18 protein-coding genes are annotated in these 24,848 nt (G+C 46.8%); 16 read left to right on the forward strand and 2 right to left on the reverse strand.

What is annotated here, in order from left to right; translation table 11 throughout:
- Positions 1–5 precede the first annotated feature (5 nt).
- The 7 genes from ACSHX2_RS10805 (at position 6) to ACSHX2_RS10835 (ending at position 11,114) form a co-directional block, all read left to right on the forward strand.
- Positions 6–2,543: a hypothetical protein gene (locus tag ACSHX2_RS10805; RefSeq protein ID WP_435692960.1), complete on the forward strand. Its 2,538-nt coding sequence runs from the start codon at positions 6–8 to the stop codon at positions 2,541–2,543.
- 130 nt (positions 2,544–2,673) lie between these two features.
- Positions 2,674–5,328, forward strand: a complete 2,655-nt coding sequence (locus ACSHX2_RS10810) for a hypothetical protein (RefSeq protein WP_435692961.1) — start codon at positions 2,674–2,676, stop codon at positions 5,326–5,328.
- Positions 5,325–5,993, forward strand: coding sequence for a hypothetical protein (locus ACSHX2_RS10815; protein WP_435692962.1), 669 nt, complete (start codon positions 5,325–5,327; stop codon positions 5,991–5,993). Before ACSHX2_RS10810 ends, ACSHX2_RS10815 begins: the two co-directional genes overlap by 4 nt.
- Positions 5,994–5,998: 5 nt before the next feature.
- Complete coding sequence (locus ACSHX2_RS10820; RefSeq protein ID WP_435692963.1) at positions 5,999–6,988, forward strand: prenyltransferase/squalene oxidase repeat-containing protein; 990 nt, start codon at positions 5,999–6,001, stop codon at positions 6,986–6,988.
- Positions 6,985–8,442, forward strand: coding sequence for a hypothetical protein (locus tag ACSHX2_RS10825; RefSeq protein WP_435692964.1), 1,458 nt, complete (start codon positions 6,985–6,987; stop codon positions 8,440–8,442). The genes ACSHX2_RS10820 and ACSHX2_RS10825 overlap by 4 nt, the downstream gene beginning before the upstream one ends.
- 4 nt (positions 8,443–8,446) lie before the next feature.
- Positions 8,447–9,751: a hypothetical protein gene (locus ACSHX2_RS10830; RefSeq protein WP_435692965.1), complete on the forward strand. Its 1,305-nt coding sequence runs from the start codon at positions 8,447–8,449 to the stop codon at positions 9,749–9,751.
- On the forward strand, positions 9,741–11,114 hold the full coding sequence (locus ACSHX2_RS10835) for a hypothetical protein (RefSeq protein WP_435692966.1): 1,374 nt from the start codon (positions 9,741–9,743) through the stop codon (positions 11,112–11,114). Before ACSHX2_RS10830 ends, ACSHX2_RS10835 begins: the two co-directional genes overlap by 11 nt.
- Here the strand turns inward: ACSHX2_RS10835 and ACSHX2_RS10840 are convergent, their stop codons facing one another.
- Positions 11,115–12,665 carry a glycoside hydrolase family 75 protein gene (locus ACSHX2_RS10840; protein WP_435692967.1) on the reverse strand — a complete coding sequence of 517 codons (1,551 nt, stop codon included), beginning with the start codon at positions 12,663–12,665 and terminating at the stop codon, positions 11,115–11,117. It lies immediately after the preceding gene.
- A 112-nt stretch (positions 12,666–12,777) separates the two neighbouring features.
- Between ACSHX2_RS10840 and ACSHX2_RS10845 the strand changes: the two genes are divergently transcribed.
- The 9 genes from ACSHX2_RS10845 (at position 12,778) to ACSHX2_RS10885 (ending at position 24,293) form a co-directional block, all read left to right on the forward strand.
- Positions 12,778–13,914: a M20 family metallopeptidase gene (locus ACSHX2_RS10845; RefSeq protein ID WP_435692968.1), complete on the forward strand. Its 1,137-nt coding sequence runs from the start codon at positions 12,778–12,780 to the stop codon at positions 13,912–13,914.
- A 96-nt stretch (positions 13,915–14,010) separates the two neighbouring features.
- A complete protein-coding gene (gene fabV, locus ACSHX2_RS10850) occupies positions 14,011–15,210 on the forward strand; it encodes an enoyl-ACP reductase FabV (RefSeq protein WP_435692969.1) in 1,200 nt (399 codons plus the stop codon).
- A gap of 102 nt (positions 15,211–15,312) precedes the next feature.
- Positions 15,313–16,041 (forward strand): TlyA family RNA methyltransferase, encoded by a 729-nt coding sequence (locus tag ACSHX2_RS10855; protein ID WP_435692970.1) that lies wholly within the window; start codon positions 15,313–15,315, stop codon positions 16,039–16,041.
- Between the two features lie 67 nt (positions 16,042–16,108).
- Entirely contained in the window at positions 16,109–17,068 is a 960-nt protein-coding gene (locus ACSHX2_RS10860) for an AAA family ATPase (protein WP_435692971.1), read from the forward strand.
- Between the two features lie 12 nt (positions 17,069–17,080).
- Positions 17,081–17,947: a DUF58 domain-containing protein gene (locus ACSHX2_RS10865; protein WP_435692972.1), complete on the forward strand. Its 867-nt coding sequence runs from the start codon at positions 17,081–17,083 to the stop codon at positions 17,945–17,947.
- Positions 17,948–17,951: 4 nt separating this feature from the next.
- Positions 17,952–18,683 (forward strand): hypothetical protein, encoded by a 732-nt coding sequence (locus ACSHX2_RS10870; RefSeq protein WP_435692973.1) that lies wholly within the window; start codon positions 17,952–17,954, stop codon positions 18,681–18,683.
- Entirely contained in the window at positions 18,680–19,705 is a 1,026-nt protein-coding gene (locus ACSHX2_RS10875; RefSeq protein WP_435692974.1) for a vWA domain-containing protein, read from the forward strand. Before ACSHX2_RS10870 ends, ACSHX2_RS10875 begins: the two co-directional genes overlap by 4 nt.
- The gene (locus ACSHX2_RS10880) at positions 19,702–21,777 is read left to right on the forward strand and encodes a VWA domain-containing protein (RefSeq protein ID WP_435692975.1); all 2,076 of its coding nucleotides are present in this window, start codon (positions 19,702–19,704) and stop codon (positions 21,775–21,777) included. The genes ACSHX2_RS10875 and ACSHX2_RS10880 overlap by 4 nt, the downstream gene beginning before the upstream one ends.
- Positions 21,777–24,293 carry a hypothetical protein gene (locus ACSHX2_RS10885; protein WP_435692976.1) on the forward strand — a complete coding sequence of 839 codons (2,517 nt, stop codon included), beginning with the start codon at positions 21,777–21,779 and terminating at the stop codon, positions 24,291–24,293. The genes ACSHX2_RS10880 and ACSHX2_RS10885 overlap by 1 nt, the downstream gene beginning before the upstream one ends.
- Before the next feature lie 364 nt (positions 24,294–24,657).
- Here the strand turns inward: ACSHX2_RS10885 and ACSHX2_RS10890 are convergent.
- On the reverse strand, positions 24,658–24,848 hold a 191-nt coding region (locus ACSHX2_RS10890), incomplete at its 5' end, for a hypothetical protein (RefSeq protein WP_435692977.1).

The raw sequence follows: 24,848 nt of genomic DNA on the forward strand, positions 1-24,848 counted from the left end.
AGCACATGTCCTTACGCCACTTCATCATCCGCTTACGCGTCCTAATCACAATCCTCATTATAGTTGGGATTGTTGGCGTTGTTGGCGGATTTTTCTATCTCCATGAAAAAGGCTTTAGCGAAAATGCAGCTGACCGAGTATCTAAAGAAATGGAGCGCTACGGTATTTATGCCGAGTTTGATAACCTAAGCTTTCATCTCATTCGTGGACTCACTGCCAACAATGTAGCTTTTTATCGCACCAAAAAGCGCGAGATTGAAATAGCTAGCCTTCCATCACTCGCTATCCATGTGGACAAAACCAAGATGATGCGTGGCATCCTCAAGATTACGAATGTCTCTGTTACGGACGCACATCTAGCCATTCCTCTAATATCGGATTTCCCTGATAGCCCAATCATCAAAATCGACAATGTTACCGGATCAATCGACCTCCCAGGCAGCCAATCCGTCAGCACGACAAACCTCACTGGCCTTTATCAAGGAATCGAAGTTTCACTCAGCTGTAACGTTTGGCGCGATAAGCCCAAAGAAAAGAGCTCTTTGACACACGAGCAAAAGCTCAAAAAAGTTGCAGTATATAAGGATTTTATAGAGCAGTTAGACAACTGGAAGTGGCCAGAAGATGAATCACCTAAGCTATCACTCTTCGTTGAAGGGAATCTTTCTCGCTCAGAGAAAATCGATTTTGACTTTGTTTTCGACTCTCCAAAGCTGGAGTACAAAAACTACTCTATGGAGGAGGTTCATTTGGAGGGAGATTGGAACCAAAACCTTGTGACGATCGATAACCTTATTTTCACAAACCAGGCGGAGAAACTCAGCATCACAGCTGACTACGACTTTCTTCAAAAAGGCGGTAGATATAAAATTAATTCCTCGATCCACCTACAAAACTTCTTCAAGCAAGTATTCGACAAACGAATCATGTCACAGTTCCGAGCAACTGGTAGAAATCATATTCTAGCTGAGGGGACTTACAAACTCCCAAAAACTCCTGAAGAACGTTTAGATGTTAGGCTAATTGGTAAGATAGAAAGTAGAGATTTTAATTTCTCTGGAGCATCCGTAAATACTCTGAAATCAGATTTTTCATGGAATAATGGCGACCTCTACCTCGATAAAATCGAAGTAGAGCATGACCTAGGAAAATTGACCGGACGACTGATTATCAAAGATCGCCTGATTCGTTACAACATGGTTTCTAGCCTTCCCGCTCATGTGTACTTCCCATTTATCAAGTTGGATCTACTACGTGATTACCTCTCTAGGATCACTTTTACGGATAAATCATACATCGACGTTCATTCCTCAGGCTCGATCAATCAGGACGATCTCAAGGACTGGAACTCACAAGGCCACGCAGTGCTTCGAAACTTTAAGAAGAATGGAGTCCCTATCAGTCACGCTACTGGCAAGTACAGGCTCGATAGAGCATCCGCTACATTTAGTGACCTCACAGCCACCTTTGATTACACAAACTATGCACTCAAACGTGTAAACAACGGACCGAAGTCAGGCACCCTCACAGCAAAAAAACTCCACTTCGAATGGGTCAAAAAGCTCGCCCTAATCGAACAAGCCCGTGGCAGCGCGTGGCCAGCACCAGTCCTCAACCTTTTTGCACCTAAAATTGGAGAACATCTAGAACAATACCGCTTCCACTCCCCCCCTTCGCTCAATTGTTCAGGTAGAGTTTCTTGGACCACAGAAAAAAATAACAGCACTGACCTAACAATAGATTTCACCTCAAAGGGCATAACCGACTACCGCTTTCTCGGCGAAGACTTACCTCTCGAAAATGTCAAAGCTAGCGTGCGCGTTCTCCCTGACAAAGTAGAAGTCAACAATCTCTCGGGCAAGGCGTTTAGTGGTGCACTCAATGGCTACATTCACGTCATCCCATCAAGCTCCTATTACAAAGGCAAATTCACCGAGAATAATGCACAGCTCAGTGAAGTGAGTAGTATTTATGGTCTTAAAGGGCTGGATCAAGGCAGAGTCACGGCTGACTTCAGCTTTAGTGGACAAGGATCAGACATTACCACCCTAGACGGTAGTGGAAAGCTCTCGCTCAAAGACGCCGACCTTATGGCAGTCCCCTTGTTTGGACCGCTCTCAAAACTCGTGGACGGAGTCCTCAGCTCTGCGGCAAGGCGCGACACCTTACTCCATGAAAAAGCCAATAACCTCGACTGCACGTTCACCGCTAGAAATGGGGTTTTTTATACAAAGGACCTAAGCTCTATGACTCAAAGTACTGTCTTTACAGGTGAAGGCTGGATCAACTGTGACTCTCTAACTCTCGATCTCACTATTCGCATGAACTACCGGGGGCTCATGGGGCTCGCAGAAGTTCCGATGAAGATTATTGAACTCCCCGTACAAGCCCTGAATAAAATATTCACCGGTCGCAATGTCGAAGGTCTCCGCCAGTTTCATGGCACTGGAAAGCTTAGCAAACCAAACTGGCAATTCGCGCCGTTCCAGTCACCGAGCGACGGCAAACGCGATCCGATTTTCCGCCGCCCAACAAACAGGTAATCGACGGCCAATCAAATTCACAACTCCTTGGTGAGTTTTCCCTTGGTTTTTCGGAAGATGGCACGAGTATAGTGAGTACTAAAAAGGGTGTTCGATAATGATTAAAAAGCCCCTTCTCGACTGTTGAAAAATGACCGATCCAGAGAACAAGCCGGAAACTGACCACCAACTGCCAGACTCTCTTCGTCAGCAGCTTCAAAAGTTTCGTGCTAAAGTCTGGCGCATCAAAGTTCTTGAAGCCCTACTAGCAGGCCTTTTTGGCCTCTTGTTCTCGTACATTCTCGTCTTTACCTTAGATCGTTTCTTCCCGACACCAGGTATTCTCCGGCTGTTTATTCTCTTGGCTGGCATCTCACTCTTTGCCGTTTTTGCCCCACTTTGGATTAATCGCTGGGTTTTCAAGCACCGTCGCGAAAATCAACTCGCACAGCTGATCGCCAAGCAATACCCAAGACTCGGCGACCGCCTGCTGGGTGCAGTCGAGCTACAGTCGCAAAATGAAAGCTCTATTTCCCCTAGGCTCAGAGATGCGGCCATGGCTGAAGTCGCAAAGGAAATTAATACACGCGACCTCGAAAATGCTCTCCCTCGTTCATGGCGGAAAAGATGGGCTTTCGCGGTAATTACTCTAATTGCCATTTCGGTTACAGCCTGGAGCCTCACACCAAAAGCAGGATGGAATGCACTCCAACGCTGGCTCATGCCGCTTGCTGAAATTGAGCGCTACACTGAAACAAAGATCGATTTCAGTAACCTTCCCCACCCCTACTACGTCGCTCACGGAGAAGCTTACGCTATTGATTTACGACTCACTGAGAACTCTAATAAACCAGCCGAAGCCAAAGCCAGACTAGGAATTAAAGAGTGGGAAAACTCACCCCTGCTAGACAGTTCTTATCGTTTTGATTTCCCTCCTATTCTTAAAGAACAAGAGATTGAACTTCAAGCAGGAGACGCATTCGCATCGCTAACTGTGACCCCACTCATGAGACCTAGCCTAAAGTCTCTCACGGCAAAAGTCCATTACCCTGACTACCTTCAGAGAGAGGATGAGTTAATTGATCTCAGTGCGGGTCAGATTAGCATAGTACAAGGTAGTTCCTTCTCTGTTCATGGTGAAGTTAATCGTTCACTCTCTTCGGCATCAGCGACTCTCCGCGTACCGAACCAACCTGACGAATTAGGAAAAATCACCTACCAAGACACTCCTCTCATAGTCGAAACTTCTGGTCCTCAATTCAAACTTCCTACTCTCAAAGTAGAGCATGACCGAGTGGTTATTCCGTTGCGTTGGACTGACCAGCACAAGCTCTTCAATCGTAAGCCGACCCTCTTCACAATGGAGCAGCTCACAGACACCCCTCCATCGGTATATATCCAAAACATAGCAGAAGAAACCTACGTACTCGCTGACTCAGCAATCCAATTTGACATATTCTCTGAAGACGATTTTGGAGTGAAGTTATCAGGTATAGAATGGCAGGGAGAATTCACCAAAGCCAGCCCACTCGATCCAGCTCGCGGTGAACTAGCACTTGTCGATGGAGCCCCTCAAATGCTCTCCATATCTGAAACCGTCGATTTTTCATTTCCAGCCTATAATATTACACCGCAAAAGCTCACGATCCGCGCCTGGTCAGAAGACTATAAAGTCGACCACAAACGCAGCTATTCCTCCCCAATTGTAGTCTACGTACTCTCGAAAGACGAACATCGAGAAATGCTAGAACAACGCACCCGTTCGACTATTAACAAACTCGAAGACCTCATGCGAACTGAGCTCGACTTACTCGATGGCAACAAAAGACTCGAGCGCCATAGCGGTGCCGAACTCCAAGAAGCGGAACTCCAGGAAAAACTGGAAGACCAAGCACAGAAAGAATCTGAAAACTCAGAAGCGATGAAAGAGCTCGCTGAGCAAATGGAGGACATTTTTAAAGAAGCGAGTAAGAATGGTGACATCGACCCCTCCACACTTAAGAAGCTTGCAGAAACAGCGCTCGACATGGGTGAAATGGCTAAGCAAAAGATGCCTGAAATCGAGCAAAAACTCGATGAAGCACAGAGCCAAGAAAGTACTGCGGAGAAAACTAAGGAAGACGTCACTGAAGCAGTAAAAAAACAGAGTGAACTGCTTCAACAGATGGAGAAAACCATACAAAAAGCGAGCGAGGCTAACCAGCAGTTAGAAGCTGGCACATTTGTTAATCGACTCCGTAAAGCTGCTGGAGATCAGGAACAAATCGCAAACACCCATATCGAGGTTGTCCAAACACCTCACTCCACTGAGCTAGCTGTCCTCGGTAAACAGTTTGTTGAATTAGACCCAAGCGACCAACGTAAAATGTTTGAGCTCTATTCACTACAGGATCAAACAGGATCAGATGTGCGCTGGATCCAGGAAGACTTAGGACACTTCTACTCACGCACTCAAAAAGAAGAACACCGTGACCTCCTAGAAAAGATGCGTAAATCAGATGTCGACAATGATTTCGAGCACATGCTTTCACTGATTGAACGCAACAACAACATCAAGTCGATTGACCTAGCTAAGCGTACTGCAGAGCAACTGCGGCTCTGGGCTGGCGAACTAGAAAAAGCGTCTCAAAAAGATTCTGGTGGCGGCGGAGGTGGTGGTGGCTCGCCAAATTCTGAAGACGAAGATTTCGAGTTCATGCTCAAGGTTATGGAGCTCATTCAGCAGGAACAAAACATCCGCGCAAGAACTCGCTCGCTCGAACAAAAACGCCGCCTATTAGAACCTCAAACCACTCAAGTTCAGTGATCAAGTATCCCCTGTTTTTAGCCCTCAGCTTATTCTCGTTAGCTCATGCCAACGAGTCTGACTTCATGCGTGCGTTCAAAGAACAGCATGGCAACGAAAATGAAATACCCAGCCAGATTTTAGAGCTCCATTCTGAAGGAGCCCTACGTGTGGCTAGGGAGCAAGATGAACTCTCTGCTGATGTCCAAGAACTCATTCAGTTAGAAACCAGTGACAAGGTCATCCAATTCCTCGCGGAAGCAGAAGAGCTCATGGCTGGCGCTACCGACAACTTAGTAGCGAAAAACACATCTGGCTCCACCATTGCCATCGAAACTGAGATCATTGAAAAAATCGCAGGCGCAGCTCAACAAAAACAGCAAAGTGGTCAGGGTGAAGGAAAACCTAACAGTGCACTGATGCAGATGCTCCAACAGATGATGCAGGGGCAATCAGGTCAAGGTCAACCAAGTGATGAGCAGGGTGACGGTAAACAGCCCGGGTCTAAAGGAGGTGAAGGCCAAGAAGCAGACTCAGACTCATTAAATAACAACCAAGAGGGAGATGTATCAGGAACATCAGAAACGAGACGATTGCCAAAAAAATCAGGCTCCGCCGGTAGTGTCATGCCTAAAGAGTTTCAAAAAGCTCTCGAAGCCTACAATAAAGGTATAGAGACAAAATAATTTCAATGCATCTCCGTTCTATCATATTTAGCCTACTATGCCTCAGCTCACTACAGCTCGAAGCTCAGAGTATTGCTCGTCGTGAAAATGACGCCATACCAGCAAAGGTAGAGTCAATCTACACACGAGGCTTAAAGTATCTTGCCAGCTCGCAACAAGCCAATGGCACATGGAGTGACAACTCAGGCCACTACCCTGGTGTCGTTGGACTCGCCACACTCGCGTTTCTTGCGCATGGAGAAGATCCGAATCATGGCCCGTATTCATCTAACATTAAGAGCTGTGTTAATTTCATCCTCGAATCTCAAAAACCAGAAAACGGCTACATCGGCACAAGCATGTACAACCATGGCTTTGCCACTCTCGCTCTTGCCGAGGCATACGGTGCAGTAGATGACCCCAAAATTGGTAGAGCACTCCAAAAAGCAGTCGACCTTATTCTGTCAGCTCAGAAGAGAAACCCTAAAGGTGGCTGGCGCTACAGCCCAGATAGTAAAGACGCGGATACCACAGTCACCGGCTGTCAGATTGTGGCCCTTTTAGCCGCTAGAAATGCAGGCATCCCGATTCCTGATACAGCAATCGAACGCGCCCTAAAATACATGAGTAGCTGCCGCGACAGTAGTGGAGCATATGGCTACACCTCACGCGGTGGAGGGAAGACGACACTCACAGCCATTGGCTCACTCTGCTATTCCTTAGCTAAGCAAAAAGATGCAGAAGGCTTTGACCAATCACTAGAGAACCTCAAACGTAACCTCGATTACCGCGACACCCACTACACGTATTATTTCGAATACTACATGTCGCAGGCTCTCTTCCAAGCAGACGAAGAAGCATGGAAACTCTGGAACGAAAAAAACATCCGCCTTCTCTCCGTAACCCAGCAGCCGGAGGGCTCTTGGGCTGGTAACCGAGGACCATCCTACAGTACAGCTAGCGCCCTTCTCTCTCTTGCGCTAAACTATAGACTTCTACCCGTTTACGAAAAATGAAACTCCCCTCTATCGTATTATCACTCCTAGCAAGCACTCTATCCATGCTTGCTTCGCAGGATATTTTAAACTTCCAGAACAACGACACTTTACACGGAGAGTTCCTCGGTTTTGAAGGAACTGAGGGGCTTATTTGGAAAACCGCACAGTCAGATCAACCGATCACTTTCAAAACTGGAAATTTACGGAAAGTTGTCTTTAACCAAGGTCTTTCAAGACAACCCTTTGTCCATTCCAGTCTTCTAACACTCTCTAATGGCGATATTCTCCCCTGCTCGATTTCAACGATTACCGAAGACTCAATCCACGTTCACACTGACTTTTCTAGTGATTTAGTCATTTCCAGAGAGTATGTGAAAAGCTGCGTCCTCAATCCACTAGGCCAACAAATTCTCTACCAAGGCCCCTATCTTGAAGAGAACTGGGAGATGTCCGCGATGCCAAATGCCCAAATACAGACTCAACAAGAAATGCCCCCAGCCACATGGGAGTTCGGAAGCTTCGGCTGGTACAACAGAGGGGACATGGGTGCCCTTTTCCTACGTGATTTCAAACTCCCACAAGCATTTCGTTTACAGTACATCACTGAATCGCCCCGTCATTCTAACATCGCATTAATTATCCATGCTGATTTAAATAAAACTGAACTGCCAAATAATGCTGAAGAAGCTAACCAACGCTTAAATTCAGCAGAGCGTATTACTGCCCTATTTGGCTCATGCCTCGCGATTAAACTGGGCTCACATAATGCCACACTGACAGCATACTCAGTCTCTGAAAATGGCGAGTCAAGTTACACGAATATTACAGCCGTCAATGGAAGGAGTAATATTACCCCTCAGTTTGGAAGCAATCAAACTGAGATTGAACTGCGAGTGAACCGTACAAAGCAAGTCATAGCACTCTACTATGGTCAGCAGCTCGTCAGCCAGTGGAGTCTCAAGGGCATCGACCATCTCCCTAACGGTCAGACATTCGGCTTTCTGGCCCACTACGGTGGTGATAACTATTTAACCAGAGTCTCTGATATAGCGATAGCACCCTGGAATGGAATCTTCGATTCAGCTCCTAGTCTAGAAAGCGAAACTCAAGATGTTGTTATGCTATCAAACGGGAAGGACCGTTTCGCTGGAAATATTAAAAGCCTAGTTGACCAACAGCTTACCCTCGACGGCACATATGCTGAAATGGTGATTCCTAGAAACGAACTCCAGTCTCTCAACTTCGCTACTGATGAAGTCACAGCCCTTTCTAACAACGGAGAGAAAAGTGTCATATTCCAATTTAGTGGTACTGGCTTCCTCTCAGCTACTCCTCAGTCGAGTGAAGGTCAAAAAATCCAAGTAAACCACCCTATCTTAGGCAATATATCACTCGACGTAGCCTACCTTACTGCGATCAATTACCAAGCAGGTGCCAGCCTTCTCGATCAATGGAACTCAAAAATTGATTAACACCATGATTCGTCACTCCATTTATTGTTTCTGCGCCCTCCTCCCATTCTCTGTTGGAGCCCAAAGCTCCATTTCCCTCATGAATGGCAACCGTCTCACTGCTGAAGTACAGCAGCTTTTAAAAAGCGGCGAATGCGTAATCCAGCTCGTGACCAATGAGGTACCAGTGACCCTTAAGTCGAACACCATAGAATGCATCGAGTTTGGTAACGATATCGAGGATATTGAACACCACAGCGAAAATATTATTCTAGCAAATGGCGATTCCCTCCCCTGCTCAATTCTTGGTTTAAAAGATAATCAGCTAGAAATAAATACCCACTTCGGGGGCTCATTTCTTATTCAGCTAAATCAAATCAAATCACTCTCTTTTAATCACACTTTTGAGCCTATAATCTATCAGGGACCTAACCACCCCAATGAATGGGCCATGCTCTCAAACTGGCAAATCGATCAAGGGAGTCTACAAACTAGTAATAATGCCGAAGCTAGCATTAAACTTCCTCTCCCTTCTAACTTCTCTATCAGTTTTAATGTGAAATGGGACGGTGACCGGCCAAGATTTAAACTCTACCTCTGTGCCGATGCTCAACGCAAAGCAGACTCTAAAGGCTGTTACTTTATAGATTTTAATACTTCTAACATTCAAGTATACCGCTCCACGCCATCGAGGACAAAGCAACGCATAGGAGAAATGCCTATTCGACTCAAAGAGGTTTCTATGAGCTCCGCATTTGTTGAAGTCAAAGTCGACAGGAAACTTCAGCAGGTAGCTATTCTGATAGATGGTAAGAATGTGGGCACATTTGACGACACGGAAGTCTCCGCGCCAATGGGGAACTGGACCATTCTAGAAGCTAACATGCAGAACGAAAGTCTATCACTCTCAGAGATAAGCATCAAAGAATCCGCAGATATTTTTTTCACAGGGAAACATCCAGATGACCCTGTCGATACTAAGCTCGATACACTCTATGATAAAGAAGGCCGCATCTATTCTGGGAAGTTATTAGACATCATGAAATCAGATGACGGTCCCGAGCTGCGTTTTGAAAACAAACACTCTAAAGACCCACTTCTGGTTCCACTAGCTCAGGCTCATACTGTGTACTTAGAAAAAAATGAGTCCTATGAACCTGTCTTAGGAAACTATATTCTAGAAGTTCAAGGAGGAGGAAAACTCCACCTTCTAGACTTCACCCTTAATGAAGCCACTGTACTCACTTCTCATCCCATATTAGGTGAGATTGCACTACCTCGTACCGCCCTCACTAGACTCACTAAACAGACGATTCCTAATGAGAAATAGAAATACACCTCTGGCCATTCTTTACTGCTTTTTGGGAAGTCTCAATTTTCTACTAGCAGGCCCTAACTCGACTTTACATTTCATTAACGGCGACTCCTTGAGTGGAGAAATTGTACAACTCGACCAAGACATCGTAACTTTTCAAGCCGACGACCTCAAGGAGTTGGTTCAATTTCATCGCAGTCACCTCCTCAACCTATCACTCCCCAGCAGCACAAAGACAGTCCCTGACTCAACCGTTCCTCACCTTGCTATTCTAACTCTTGAAGATCGGTTCTACCCAAAAGGTGAACGTGACCAAATAAAAGGAAAGCTTGTTCGAATCACTGATGACTTCGTAGAACTCGATACCCCTTACGCTGGAGAACTGAAGATCGACCGCTCACTGATCTATTCCTTCGAAATTTCTAATCAAAAGCATCTCATCTATTCTGGGCCAAACTCTTTAGATGAATGGAATGAACTGGGCACACCAGCTTCTTGGTCTTTTGCTAATAACGCTTTAATCACGGGCCTCAATGACAGCAGCATTGCTGTAGAACTAGATTTCCCAACACGCAGCCATCTACACTTCACTGTAGATCGCAAAAAAAACATCGACCTTTCAATTCTGCTATATGCCGATAGCGCTGAAACTGAAAATCCGGATAACTATTACGACCTCACCATTAACTCAAACTACTTGAGTATGCAAAAGCATCTAGAAAAGGGACGTTCGGAAGGTTTGACTAAAACATTTTCTACAAGGGCAAGCACACTAGGGGAACAAGTACCATATGATATCTATGTAGACCTCAACTTAGGCGAGTTCTCTATTTATGTGAGTGGTGAGCTTACCGCTAAATTTTCAGATCCCTCGCCAGCCCCTGAAATAATGGGCAACTCACTCCACTTCAGCACACATCGTAGCTATGAGATGCGGATCCGAAACATCGAGCTCTCAAAGTGGAATGGCACATTACCCATTGCCAACGAAGAAGAAGCACAAACTCTAGAAACCGAGGGAAACCTCATCAGATTAGCCAACGGCGATGCTCTCAGTGGAAACATTGGCCCAACGGTTGAAGAAAAAATTGAAGTCGAGACAGAGCATGCAGCATTTGATGTCCCTATCTCAAGCATCAGTTCTATCCAGCTCACTCCAAAAGAAGAAAACCACCCACGCGCAGACACCTATGACTTGAAAGCCTATTTCAAATCTGGTGGTTGGATCATTCTAGATCCCATCAGTCTCGATTCTGAAACTTTAGTTGGGAACCATGAGGCTATCGGTGATGTCAGCTTTGATCTCGATACCTTTAGCAAAATTGAGTTTAATATCTATGATAGAAAACTCAACGCACTCAGAGAAGATCGCTGGTAGCTAACTTTGTGGCTCGGAGTTCTCAGAGCTTGGAGCCGACTCCTCTTTTTCTGGGTCTTTAGCAGTTTCTGGAGACGTCTCACTCTCAGCTTCATCACTGACATTTTCAGTGTTTTCTACCGGCTCTATTTCTTCCTTTGGAGCTAACAGATCTTCCCATTCGTAAAGCGAATAGTTCTCACCCAAGCCTCCGACTTCATCGAGCAACTCGGAGCAACGTTCTCTCCATTTTTCATAATTTGGAGCGCTGGCTGGCAAGTCTCTAGAATTACTAAAGACCAAATAAGTCACTGTGAGGTCTGATACAGGTCTACTATACGGGCTCGCTTTTTTATTAATTTGCTTTGCCATACGCAGTGACGCTTCCCCAACCTTAAAAGTAGGCCCACCATCGCCAACGATAGCTGGATAAATCACATCATCTACGATCACCACAGCGTAGTCCCCTACTCTAACTGCATGTGGGTCACTTCTGTTGGTGATCACATTCACTGGCATCACAATGAAGGGATCGTACTCTGCAATGAGAAAGCTCCGCGCTTCCATATCGTCGATACCGCGCTGAAGCATTTTCATGCGTGCTTTCAGCCACGTTTTACGATCTGCCGTCGTTTTAGGATCTGCGATCTCACTCTTCGCGTTACCAATCCTTTTTTTCCAGCCCGCTACCATTGGGTTAGGAGTCTTTGTCTGCTTCTTCCAGCCATAGCTAGTAAATGGTTGGTAGTACGCTGAGTTTACAATCTTATCAGGCATTTCAGCCAATCGGTCTCCATCTGACCCATCAGACACCACATCCATATCACCTTGGAGCAAGAGCATCTTCCGGCCACTTTCCTTGTGCGTTAGATTCAGAATCGTCTCGCAATCGTAGAAATTATGCTTCGTAGAAAGCTCGTTCAGCTTCACCACTTCTCGCTCGAGTCTCTTCACTTTATTCTCATAAAGTGTGTAATAGAAATTCGAGACCTTAGCTCCTTCTAACATCCCTTGTAAGCCAGGAAGCACATCACCTAATTCAGGATTGATAGAGCTCAGTTCCTTGAGACTTTGTGAAGCCTTGGGTAACCGAACCTTAAGCTTATACTCAGCTACATAACTCTCTTTATCTTTACGCTCTACTGAAGCAAGAGTTCCCTTGCTAGTTTCGAAGGCGTAATCAAAATGAAAACCCTTCGACATCCTTACCATATCACCTTTAGTCCCAACAAAATGTTCCAGACTCGGAATCGCTTTATTCACGAGAACGGGATCAGTTTCTATCTGAGTAGCTGGAACGACAACTTCTGATACAGACTCATCTATGATTGGCTCGATTTCAGGTTCCACGTGCACGACTTCTTCAGCCTCCACCTCAAGGGTGACATACTCCTGACGCTCCGCCTCTCGCTTGGCCAAAATAACTTCTTTCGCGTAGTCCCTCAGTTTTCTTGGCACCTCCGTAAACGGCACGATCACTGCGAATAAAACGAGAAGGAAAAAAGACGCTCGTAGCCATGGAAAGCCTTTTGTCTTTCCCTCCTTGAGCATGGATTCTTTTGAATGAGCCATAGTTTCAAACAAGCTGCCACACTAACGATATTTGAAAACCTAAAAGCACCTGTGCCCGATAAATTTCTTTCTCTTTTCTGGCGGACTAAAAGTCGCTATACACCCGTCTAACATGACCACTGTTGAACTTCTCCAAACTCTCATCCAGATCCCCAGCGTTAATCCAGATAATGATCCAGGGACAGACAAAGTCGGTGAACAGGATATCGCCGAGTTTCTCCGCCACTTCCTCACTCCACATGGTTTTCAAGTCACGTTAGAAGAAGTTCTCCCTGGCCGGCCAAATGTCATTGCTCGCTGCCCCGGCCCAGATAACAGACCTCGCATTTTCCTAGGACCGCACACCGACACTGTCGGAGTCAGCGGAATGGTCTTCGATCCATTTTGTGGCGAAATTAAAGATGGCTCTATCCTTGGACGTGGAGCGTCCGACACCAAAGGCCCCATGGCGGCCATGCTCACAGCCCTGATAGAGAATAAAGAGCTACTAGCCGAACTTCCTGTTGCTATCGATTTCGTAGCCTTCATGGCGGAAGAATCCTCGCAGCACGGCTCCAAACATTTCGCGGAATGGCACGCGGATGAATACATCTTCGGTATCGCTGGCGAGCCGACTTCACTCGACATCGTTTACACCACCAAGGGCTCACTCTGGCTCACCGTTGTCGCCAAAGGTATGGCAGCCCACGCGTCGCAACCCGAGCGCGGTTCGAATGCTATCATGACTCTGACTCGATCACTAGATCACATGAACCGCAAGCTAGCCAACAGGCTCGCAACTTACACGCATTCCGTACTGGGTCACTCGAGCTTCAACGTCGGCACGATCAAAGGAGGCACACGTCCAAACATCGTTCCTGACCACGCTGAAGCTGAAATTGACATTCGCACCACTCCCTCACTTTTCGCCGAGGGCGGAGCACATTCACTCGTGTTAGACTTTATCAAGGAGCAGCAACTTCCACTCGAAGTTGTCAGCGCACACGAGAACCCACCAATGGAAACACCCACCACGGACCCAATCATTCTGCAACTGCTCAAAGCCAATCCAGACACACAGCTCGTCGGAGCTCCTTGGTTTTCAGATGCTGCTCATTTATCTAACGCTGGAATCCCTTCCATTTGTCTCGGTCCAGGCTCTATCAATCAGGCGCACACCAAAGACGAATTCATCAAAATTTCCGATCTCGAAGCGGGCCACACATACTTCTCTAACTTCATCCGTTCCTTCAAGGAATTGCCGCTTTAGCCGCCTCCATCCTGCTTGACCTATTACCCTCCTCGTTCTAGCTTATTTCACAACTGACCGAGGCTCTCACAGCCTCACTATTCCAATTTTATCATCATGATCGTAAAACCAAAAATTCGCGGATTCATCTGTACCACTTCTCATCCTGACGGCTGTGCTGCACACGTGCAGGAGCAAATCGACTATGTAAAGTCTAAGCCAAAGATCGAGAACGGTCCTAAGAACATCCTCGTTATCGGCTCCTCCACTGGTTACGGCCTCGCATCCCGCATCGTTCCAGCATTTCAATCTGGCGCAAACACTCTCGGACTTTTCTTTGAAAAGCCAGGTTCTGAGAAGCGTACTGGTTCCGCAGGTTGGTACAACTCCGCAGCTTTTGAAAAAGCAGCCACCGCTGAAGGCCTTTTCGCAAAATCTCTCAACGGTGACGCGTTTTCTAACGAACTCAAAGCCCAAGCGATTGATATCATTAAAAATGACATGGGCGGCAAGATCGACCTCGTCGTTTATTCACTCGCATCCCCACGACGCACAGACCCAAACACTGGCGAAGTCTACAAATCTGTACTCAAAACCACAGGTGGCGACTACACCAACAAAACTCTCAACACCGATAAAGGTGAAGTAGATGAGGTCACCATCGGCGCAGCAACTCCAGAAGAAGTCGAACACACTATCAAGGTGATGGGTGGCGAAGACTGGGAAATGTGGATGAACGCTCTCATCGAAGCCGACGTTCTCGATAAAGGCGTGAAAACTGTAGCCTACTCCTACATTGGCCCTGAACTCACTTGGCCGATCTACACTGACGGAACTATCGGTCAGGCGAAGAAAGACCTCGAAAAATCCTGCGCTAAAATCGACGCCGATCTCAAAGCTAAGTTCGAAGGAGAAGCCTACGTATCCGTAAATAAAGCACTCGTCACTCAGGCATCATCAGCTATTCCTGTCGTGCCACTCTACATCTCTATTCTCTACAAGAAGATGAAAGCAGAAGGCCTTCACGAAGGCTGTATCGAGCAGATCGAGCGTCTCTTCTCTGACCGCCTCTACTCAGGTGATCCTAAGCTCGATGAAGCAGGCCGCATCCGTATCGACGATTGGGAAATGCGTGATGACATCCAGTCCGCAGTCCAAGAAATTTGGAGCTCAGTTTCCAATGAAAATTTCTCCGAAGTCGCAGATTTCAAAGGCTACCAAGACGAATTCCTCAAACTCTTCGGCTACGGCCTTTCTGGGGTTGACTACGACGCTGAGACAGATCCTGCGACAGCCGTTCCTTCGCTCGCTGAATAACAAAAGCGAACCAAGCACTTTTCCAAAGCGCCTCACGTAATAACGAGGCGCTTTTTTCATTTAAACACTTCTCACCTCACACTTTTACCTTATCACTCTCCTATGAAAGAACGTGCTGACGCCTTGCTAGTCTCCCGCAATATGTGCGACTCCCGCGAACAAGCGAAACGCCTCATCCTAGCTGGTGAAGTTCTCACAGGTACTACTGTCGTTTCTAAACCGTCGACCAAACTCCCAGTAGACGCTCCTCTCTTTATTAAAGTGAAACCAAAATATGTTTCACGTGGAGGTCTCAAACTCGAGGGAGCTCTCAAGCATTTTAATTTTGATCCAGAAGGCATGACCTGTCTCGACTGCGGAGCCTCCACTGGAGGCTTCACCGACTGCCTGCTCCAAGCTGGTGCAGTAAAAGTCCATGCCATCGACGTCGGCACCAACCAGCTCGTGTGGAAACTGCGCAGCGACGACCGAGTCATCGTCAAAGAAAAGTTCAATGCTCGCTACATGACCCGCGAAGATGTCGGTGAACTCTGCGATCTCTGCGTCACCGACGTTTCATTTATCTCACTCACAAAAATACTTCCCTCTCTTTTCGACGTTCTCAAACCTGACGGTAATATCATTTGTCTCGTTAAACCACAATTCGAACTAGAGCGTGACGAGATCGGTAAAGGCGGTATCGTGCGCGACCCCGAGCTCCATCAAAAAGCGGTCGATAAAATCCGCAACTTTGTGACTAAGGACCTAGGTTATAAATGGCTCGATTACACTACGTCCCCTATCACAGGAACCGATGGAAACGTCGAGTACCTTGCCCTTCTGAGCTTTTAAGCATTTCTCTGTAAGATTTCCCCGTCATACTGCGATATTATCTACCCATCTTCTAATCTCCTGATTTATGTCCTCTATTTCTGAAACTCTGCAAACTATCCGTGAACGTGTCGGTCTAGTCGTTGTAGGCCAAGAAACGCTCATCGAGCGACTACTTTTAGCGCTACTCTGCAATGGCCACGTTCTCCTAGAAGGCGTTCCAGGTGTTGCAAAAACGCTGACGATCAACACTCTTGCAAAGGCTGTCAAAGCTGACTTCAGCCGTGTTCAGTTCACTCCAGACCTACTCCCTGGCGACCTCACTGGAACTCTGGTCTACGATCCTCGTAACCACACATTCACAGCTGAAAAAGGTCCAATCTTTGCAAACTTTTTGCTCGCCGATGAAATCAACCGAGCTCCTGCGAAAGTGCAATCAGCTCTGCTCGAAGCGATGGCTGAAAAGCAAGTCACTCTTGGAAAAGAGACATTTCCACTTCCAAAACCATTCCTCGTTCTCGCGACCCAAAACCCAGTCGAACAAGAAGGCACGTACATGCTTCCTGAAGCGCAAGTCGACCGGTTCATGTTCAAACTGAAAGTCGAGTACCCAACCATGGAAGAAGAACTTCTCGTGGTGCAGCGTATGGCTAAAGCTGAACCACTGCTCGAAATCGACTCCATTATCACGATCGAAGAACTCATGCTGATGCGCAAGGAACTCGAACAAGTCCAGATTGACGAAAAAATCGAGCGCTACCTACTCCGTCTGGTCGATGCCACACGTCACCCATCGAACTATGGCTTAGATATCTCCCAGTACATCCGCTTCGGGGCCTCACCGCGTGCGTCCATTTTCCTCTCACTCGCAGCACGTGGACATGCTCTTATGAATGGCCGTGACTACACTACTCCTCAAGACGTCAAGGATGTCGCTCATGACATTCTCCGTCACCGCATAGCTATCAGCTACCGCGCTGAAGCTGCAGCGATGACTTCTGATGATTTATTAGAAACCATTCTCAAACAAGTACCAGTCAACGTATAACAGAATCTAACTGTGCTTAGTGAAGCTGAACATCGTCTGAACCTCCTAGAACTCAAGTGCCGTAAGCCTGTGGAGCACTTGCTTGCAGGTGAATACAGTTCTGTCTTCAAAGGGCGCGGTGTCGAGTTCGAAGATGTTCGCGCCTACCAACCTGGTGACGACGTCCGCAGCATGGACTGGAAAGTCACCGCGCGCACTGGCGAACCTCACATCAAGCGTTACATAGAAGAGCGCGAACAGTTCTTCTACCTGCTCGTCGACCTCTCAGCATCTATGCTGCACGATCCTAAAGGGCGCAAGCGCGAGGCGATGGTCGAGATCTGTTCGCTCCTCACCATGGTCGCGATCAAAAACCAAGACCGAGTGGGGCTCATTCTTTTCACAGACCAGATCGAACATGTCATACCTCCAGGCAAAGGAAGAAGCCATGCCATGCGTATCATGGATGCGCTGATGACTTTCAAACCTGAAAGCAAGGGCACAGACTTCGTCACCATGCTCGCGCGATTCGGACACATCGCTCGGAAACAATCCGTCGCTTTTGTCGTTTCAGACTTCCTCACAGACGAATACGTGCTCGAGCTGCAAGCCCTCGCTTTTCGTCATGATATCAATGCAATCCACCTCTCCGACCCCGAGATTGCTGAATCAAATCTCAGTGGTCTTATCCGCATGGAAGACGCTGAGTCCGGTTCCCAGAAAGTAATCGACCTACATAGACAGGGTGACCTAAGAAAACACACCTCCGACCTCAAACAGAAAATGTTAGAAGCTGGAGTAAATTTGTTAGATCACACCATCGGTGAAGATTCAGTCGAAGCTCTCGCTGGATTTTTCCATTCCAGACAGAGAGTCGGAATAGATGAGACAGGAGGCTAGCGCTATGAAAATGATCCTCTATCAAATAGCAGCCCTAGCCATCTCTACTCTGATTGCTCAAGCAAGTGGAGCCATTCAGCTCGAGCTATCTTCTACGGAATGTCTACCCGGTGACCTCATCGAGCTGAGAGCAAAATCAACAACTCAGGACTTCCAAGAATTTAGTCTCAGTATTCCAGCGAACAAAAACCTCCTCCTAATCGCCCATGAAGTGAGTCCTGTAACACTCACTCATGAACAATACTCACAAAGCCACCTCTGGATTTTCCAAGCCATTGCCCCAGGTGAAATAAACCTTTCCGGCATTACCGCTCAGTTCACAGAAGATGAGGAGCCTAAACTCCTAAATCCACTAACTCTAACAATAGGATCCTACGAGACGCTTGATAGCGATCCCACCCCCGCTTCCTTTCCTGAAAGCTCCACAACATCTTCCTCACATATTTTCTTATGGTCAGCTCTAAGCATATCACTATTCGGAATAGGAGGACTGATCCTAGCAAAAAATCGCAAGCCGGATCAAGAGACTGAGCAGCCTACACCTCCATCTTTACACGCTCTAAAAGAGCAACTAACACAAGGAAAACTGTCTGATCAGCTTTGCTATGACTTGCTTGAACAAACAGACCCGGCCCTCTCAGACGCCCACAAAAAACTGATAGAGCGAGCCCTCTACCAACCAAACTTTTCAGCAAGTGAACTGCTTATAGAACTTAACAAGGAGAGCCGTTCATGACATTTCTCTATCCATGGGTACTCGCTCTCATACCACTTGCACTATGGCTGATTCGCCGTAGACGCGATCGTAGTTCGGTATCGGTCCCATCACTCAGCCTTTGGCCAGATAAAGAGTCAGGTAAAGCACGTTACCTTTGGATTCCCATGACTCTGAGGCGGTTGGCTATTATCTGTATCCTCATTTCTCTCGCTCGTCCTCAATGGACATCCCAGCGCTCGCTAGACATATCTGAAGGAATCGCGATCCAAATGTTAGTCGATGTTTCCAGCAGTATGGATATGGACCTCAAAGGCTTTGCTGATGAGAAAACCTCTCGCATGGAAGTAGCTAAAAAAATGGTCAGTAACTTTATAGCTGGCGATGGTAAAACTCTAAATGGGAGGAGTGGTGACCTTATTGGCCTCATCACTTTTGCCCGTTATGCTGACACGCGTAGCCCGCTTACCTTCGGCCATGATGCCTTAGTCCAAATTGTCGAGGATCTCCAAATCCAAGAACGGCCTAACGAAGATGGTACAGCCTATGGTGACGCATTGGCTCTGGCTGCCGCCCGTCTAAAAAAACTCGATGAACTCAAACATGGTGACTTCCAGGCCGACATCGAGTCTGTCAAAAGCCGAGTGATCATTCTACTAACAGATGGTGAGAATAACTCAGGAGCCCACCTTCCACAAGAAGCTGCGGGTTTAGCTAAAGAATGGGGCTGTAAAGTATACACCATTAGCCTAGGTGACTCAAGCTTCGCCAAGACCAATGCATTAGGAGATGAAACACTCACTGCTGCGGAGAAGCTGTTAGAACACATCAGTAATGAAACTGGCGGTATTTTCCGTAAGGCTGGTGACTACCAATCCCTGCTCAGCGTCTATGCTGAAATCGACAAACTTGAGCGAGCAGAGTTTTCTACCCGAAGCTATGAAGTCCAATCAGAGTGGTTTTGGTTTCCTCTCTCTATTGCCTTCATTTCTCTACTCGCAGCCCTCATTTTAGAAGCCACCATCCTCCGAGTTGTGCCATGAGTGAGTTTACTTTCCAGAATCCTACAGCCTTCCTGCTCGTTCTCTTACTCCTTCCTATCGGATGGTTACTTCATCGGGCACGTAAAAAGCGCCGAGTCGTCATTCAAACTCTTGGTTCAGAATACAGCACCCATCGCAAGCTCAGAGACATTTTACGTCTCACAGCTCTAGTCCTAACTATCTGTGCTCTAGCAAAACCAGGCCACAGCCCACAAACTCAATCGGTTTCGACCACCGGTAGGGACGTCGTTTTTGCCCTCGATGTCTCACGTAGCATGCTCGCTGAGGATGTCATTCCATCCAGACTCGAAGTAGCTAAGCAAGCTATTAGAGATGCGCTCGATACTCTAGAATCTGAGCGAGTCGGACTTGTCGTCTATGCTGGCAGCGCATCCATCCTCTGCCCCTTAACCTATGACCATGACTTCGTGGCACATATGTTAGACCAAGCACACCCACGTGCAGTAGATTTTGGAGGAACCACCATGCAATCAGCTGTCGAAAAAATCGTCGACCAAGTATTCCTTGCCGAGCGAGAAAATGTCCAAGACATCATCATCCTAACAGATGGTGGAGATCACGGATCAAAAATGGCTAAGATCGCCGAGTTACTCGATGAAAAAAAGGCCGACGCACTGATTGTGGGGATAGGTAATCCAAATCAAGGCTTCCCAATTCCGATTATCACCGAAGATGGCAAAGAAGAAGATCTTACCATCGATGGCCAAACCGTTTTCACTCGTTTAGATGACGCCTCTCTCGCGAGCTTTTCCCAACAATCAAGCCGAGCGCACTATGTCCCTGCCGCGACAGCTCCATTCAACCTTGGGCAACTCTATCTTGAGTACGCCAAGGATAAAAGCGAAGCTTCCAGTGATAGCGAAAACGGCTTTACGCTCTACCAAGACGCTTCAGTATTTTTCCTAGCTCCCGCACTGCTCCTTCTTCTCTTAGCTGAATGTTGGGGGCTTAAAGGCCTTCAACTCAGTCATGCCGCGGCTCTAGCTCTGGTCTTCACTCTAACCAATCTTGATGCTGCGGAGTCTTATGAGGAAAGTGAATTCAATGTAGCCTCAGCACTAATGAGTAATCAGCAGTACGAGGAAGCTGTTGAAAAATTTACCGAGCTCAATCAACAGCTCAATGACAGGCAGGCATCACATAAGACCCTGGCAGCGAGTTCTTTCAATCAAGGACTGTGTTACTACGAACTCTCGCAAAAAAACGCCAATGACTCAGCGGAGGTAGCTCTCAATTACGCCCAGCAAGCACAGCGTTCATTTCTCTCAGCAAAACGCTATGACACTCACTTCATCCGCGCAGGACAACGCATCGTAAGCACTACTCAATGGATGGGAACATTAGAAGCAATTCTCAAAGACCAACAAGAAGCAGACGAAGAGTTAGAAAAGGAAATTCAAGCTCTCATCGATGAGCTCAAAAGTATTCTTAAAGAGCAGCAGGCAATCAATGCTGCAGTTAAGATCAGCGAGCGAACCCATAAAACCCATACTTCGCCAGAAGTAGCCGACCTTTCGAAACTCTATCACGACACCCAAAACCAGCTCAGCTCTCGCTCCTCTCTTGCTAAAAAAAGCATGGAATTGATCAATAAAAAGCTCGTCATTCCTACACCGGATCAAGTAGCTGAAACCCTAATGACCCAGCCGCTGAAATACATCGAGCAAGTGATCAGCATGCAGCAAAACGCAGCGGAGAGAGTACTTGAACGCTCAGAATGGCCAGCAAGCCGTAGCCAGCAGTCAAGTGCAGAAGCCCTCATCACTGAGATCATTGATTTACTCAGTGGAAAGTCAGATCAAAACTCAGACGATAGTGAGTATTCGGAAGATGATGATGAAGGCGATTACGAATATTCGGAAGATGACAGCGAAAGTTCGATGAGTTCAGAAAGTATGCAAGGAGATCTCTCCTCAAGCTCTCAAATGCAATCTCTGCCAGAACCTAATTACTCCGCGGAAGATATTCTCCAAGAAGAACAAGGCAACCTCCAGTTCCGTCAAGAAAAACGCGCTAATCAAAATGCGTCCAAAGTAGAAAAAGACTACTAATGAGATACCTTCTTGCCATTTTCATCTTCAGTTTACCTCTATCTATCCACGCTCAAGAGGACACCAGTGTGCCGGAACAACAAAATCCGATCACATATGTTAAACCAGAAATCACAACCCGCTCGATCTTCCCCGATAGGCTGGCTAGTGCCCTTGTATATTTTGACACTGTTGTAGAGCAGCCATACTTGGATCAAATAGAGAATGACTCGTGCCGGATAGTAAGCGTCGAAACTTATGAAACTGACAGCACCGAAAATGCACATCAGTCGGCAGCCATTATTCAATTCCAAGTAAGAAAAGCCGGCATCGCGATGTTGCCTTCAGTCCCCTTCGAATCTGAGACAAAAAGGTATGAGTCCACCGTAGTTCAATTCATGGCCTCTGAACCTATGCGCAGTGAAGCTATCACACTAACAATCACTCCCGAGAAATCAAAAGTCTACGTCGGGGAGCCTGTCCGCTTCGATCTTACTTGGGAAAGTTCACTCCACGCACCAGCACTACAAAACCTTCGCCTCAATCCTAGTTTCTTCTCCAACGAAGACATCGAAGTCGTCATCCCACGTAATACTGAACCTGAAAATAGCCAAGTTGGACTCCCCATTGGAGGCCGGCGTGTTATCGCTACGCGCGAATTACTTCCAGAAGATCCTAAAGCTCTTGGTAAAGTCACTTTACCCATCTACCTGCGCTTCAACAAAGCCGGCACCTTCGACCTCCCTCCAACAAAATTAGAAATCAGTAAACTCGCAAGGCCAAAATCTGGCTTCGCGCAGTATGTAGCACATTTCAACAACAGCTTCTTTGTCCCTACTGAGGAAGACCAGCTCTACGATCGACTCTATAATACATCGCAGCCCATTGAAGTAGAAGTCCTCCCTCTCCCAACCAACGAACTCACTCAAAACTTCACAGGACTCTTCAGCCCGACTGAAATCACTATCGATATCAAACCGAGTGATACAGTCGAAATCGGTCAGGTTCTCGAACTCGAACTCAATCTAAAATCGGAAGTTCCCGGTGGCTTTCTTGAGCTTCAAGAACTCAACGAACAGCCAAATTTAGATGAACGATTTCTCATAACAGGTGACTTCGGGAAAGTGTGGCACCAAGGAGCAACAAGCTTCAAACAACGAATGCGAATTCTCAGTACTAGCATTCAAAGCATTCCACCTCTCGACTTCACCATTTTTAATATCGATACAGGAAACTACGAAATCATTACCACTCCTAGTATTCCACTAACAGTCAATCCATATCAGAACCAAGATACTATATCCCTAGCAAACCTCAACGCGACACAAACTCTCAGCTCAAACCCCGAAGGTATTTGGTACAACAATCCTATAAATCCTATGAATGACTTTCTCCAACAATTTCTCTTTGTAATTAACAAATACTTCTGGGTTTTACTTTCCCTCATACCCGTCATCTCAGCACTGCTTATCCCACTTGTCCGAGAAGCGCGAAAGCGTTCGCTAAATGCTGCATACAAACAGCAAGCAGAGTCATACAAAGCATTTCTGAGAGCCCCTCAAAATAGCCAAGTGAAGTGGGACTCTTTCCTAGCCTGGCTAGCTTCTTACTTCCAAGCAAACAACAAGGCTTGGACATACAGTGACACTTCCCAAGCGCTGAAAAACATCAAAGCTAACGAGGATGACTTAGTTACTCTAACCGAAATTCATCAGCACTTAGACAAAACAATCTATACTGAAACAACTCAAAATCCAGATTACTCCAAACTCACGGACATCGCCAAACGACTCTCAAAACTCCTTCCTCTCATTCTCCTCTCTACCGTCATTAGTGTAGCTCTAAGCCCTCTATCACTCCGGGCTGCTGAATGGGAACAAGCCGAAAAAAACTTCCAGCAAGCTCAAACAAGTAATGACCCACAGCTTTACTCTCAAGCTGCTTTACTCTTCGAAGAAGCTGCTAAGCAGCAGGTTCAACCTGCAACATCGTGGTACAACGCGGGTAACGCATGGTTCCAAGCTGGCGAACTGGGCCGTAGTATTGCGGCCTACCGCCATGCTCAACAGCTGAGCCCATGGGATGAGAAGGTCTCAGAAAATTTAACTTCAGCCCGGGCACTAGTAGCAACCGAAGTAGCTCTCAATGAAACATGGTGGGATCAGACACCTCTCATTGCTCTCAAAGTTACCACACTCTGTACCTCCATCACTCTATTCTCTCTTCTCCTAGCCACCATTCGCTATAGAAATAAAAAACTCTACAAGTACAGCTTAGCCTGTGGAATTATTTTTATCAGCCTACTCACTACGACGACTATCAAGATCGTCCAACAGAACGTCAGTGGTGTGATTACGACAAATAAAGTAAACGGCAGAAAAGGACCAAGCTACGCTTACGCCAGCGCCTTCGATAACTCACTTAAAGATGGCTTAGAATTCTCTCTCATTGAATCCCGTGATTCGTGGCTCAGAATTCAACTACTAGACAAACGCGAGTGCTGGGTACCTTCCACTCAAGTAGTGCTCATCAAATAGCTACTCTCAGCAGCCTAGGCCAGCGTGTTATATCTCTACTGAACTCCAGCTTCTTAGATTAACTAGTCACAGATTCCCTTATACCGCGGTGCTCTCGCGCGCTGTTTCAGCTTTTCAACGACACTGAGCTCTCGCGATCAAAGGACTCTACATAAAGCAAAAAGATCCTGTAGGGATCTGCGAACCTAGCCCAATGGTTGAGCCGAAGGCGATACCTTGGAATCAGATTCTAGTAGTACTCAACAACGCTGTAAGCGTTGAGGCATAGCAGGCATGAACCTCCTTGGTACTTCATTCTCTCCAAAGTCTAAAGGGCCAATGTCGGTTCAAGCATCGAATGGTCGTGATGTCCCTTTTTCCAAAGTCACCAGACTTTGCTCTGAAGACCTGAGACATTCCGACCTTCGTCACGTCGCAGTCCATTGGCCTCACACTTTTTCCTTTCTCCTCCCACAGCTTTGCTGTGGGAACTATCTGGGCACAAAAAAAGTCCGCTTCCAGCGTTAGCTAGAAGCGGACATATAACCTGGCGACGACCTACTCTCACAGGGCCTA

The sequence above is a fragment of the Rubritalea sp. genome (assembly GCF_051252225.1).
In the GTDB taxonomy this organism is placed as follows: Bacteria; Verrucomicrobiota; Verrucomicrobiia; order Verrucomicrobiales; family Akkermansiaceae; genus Rubritalea.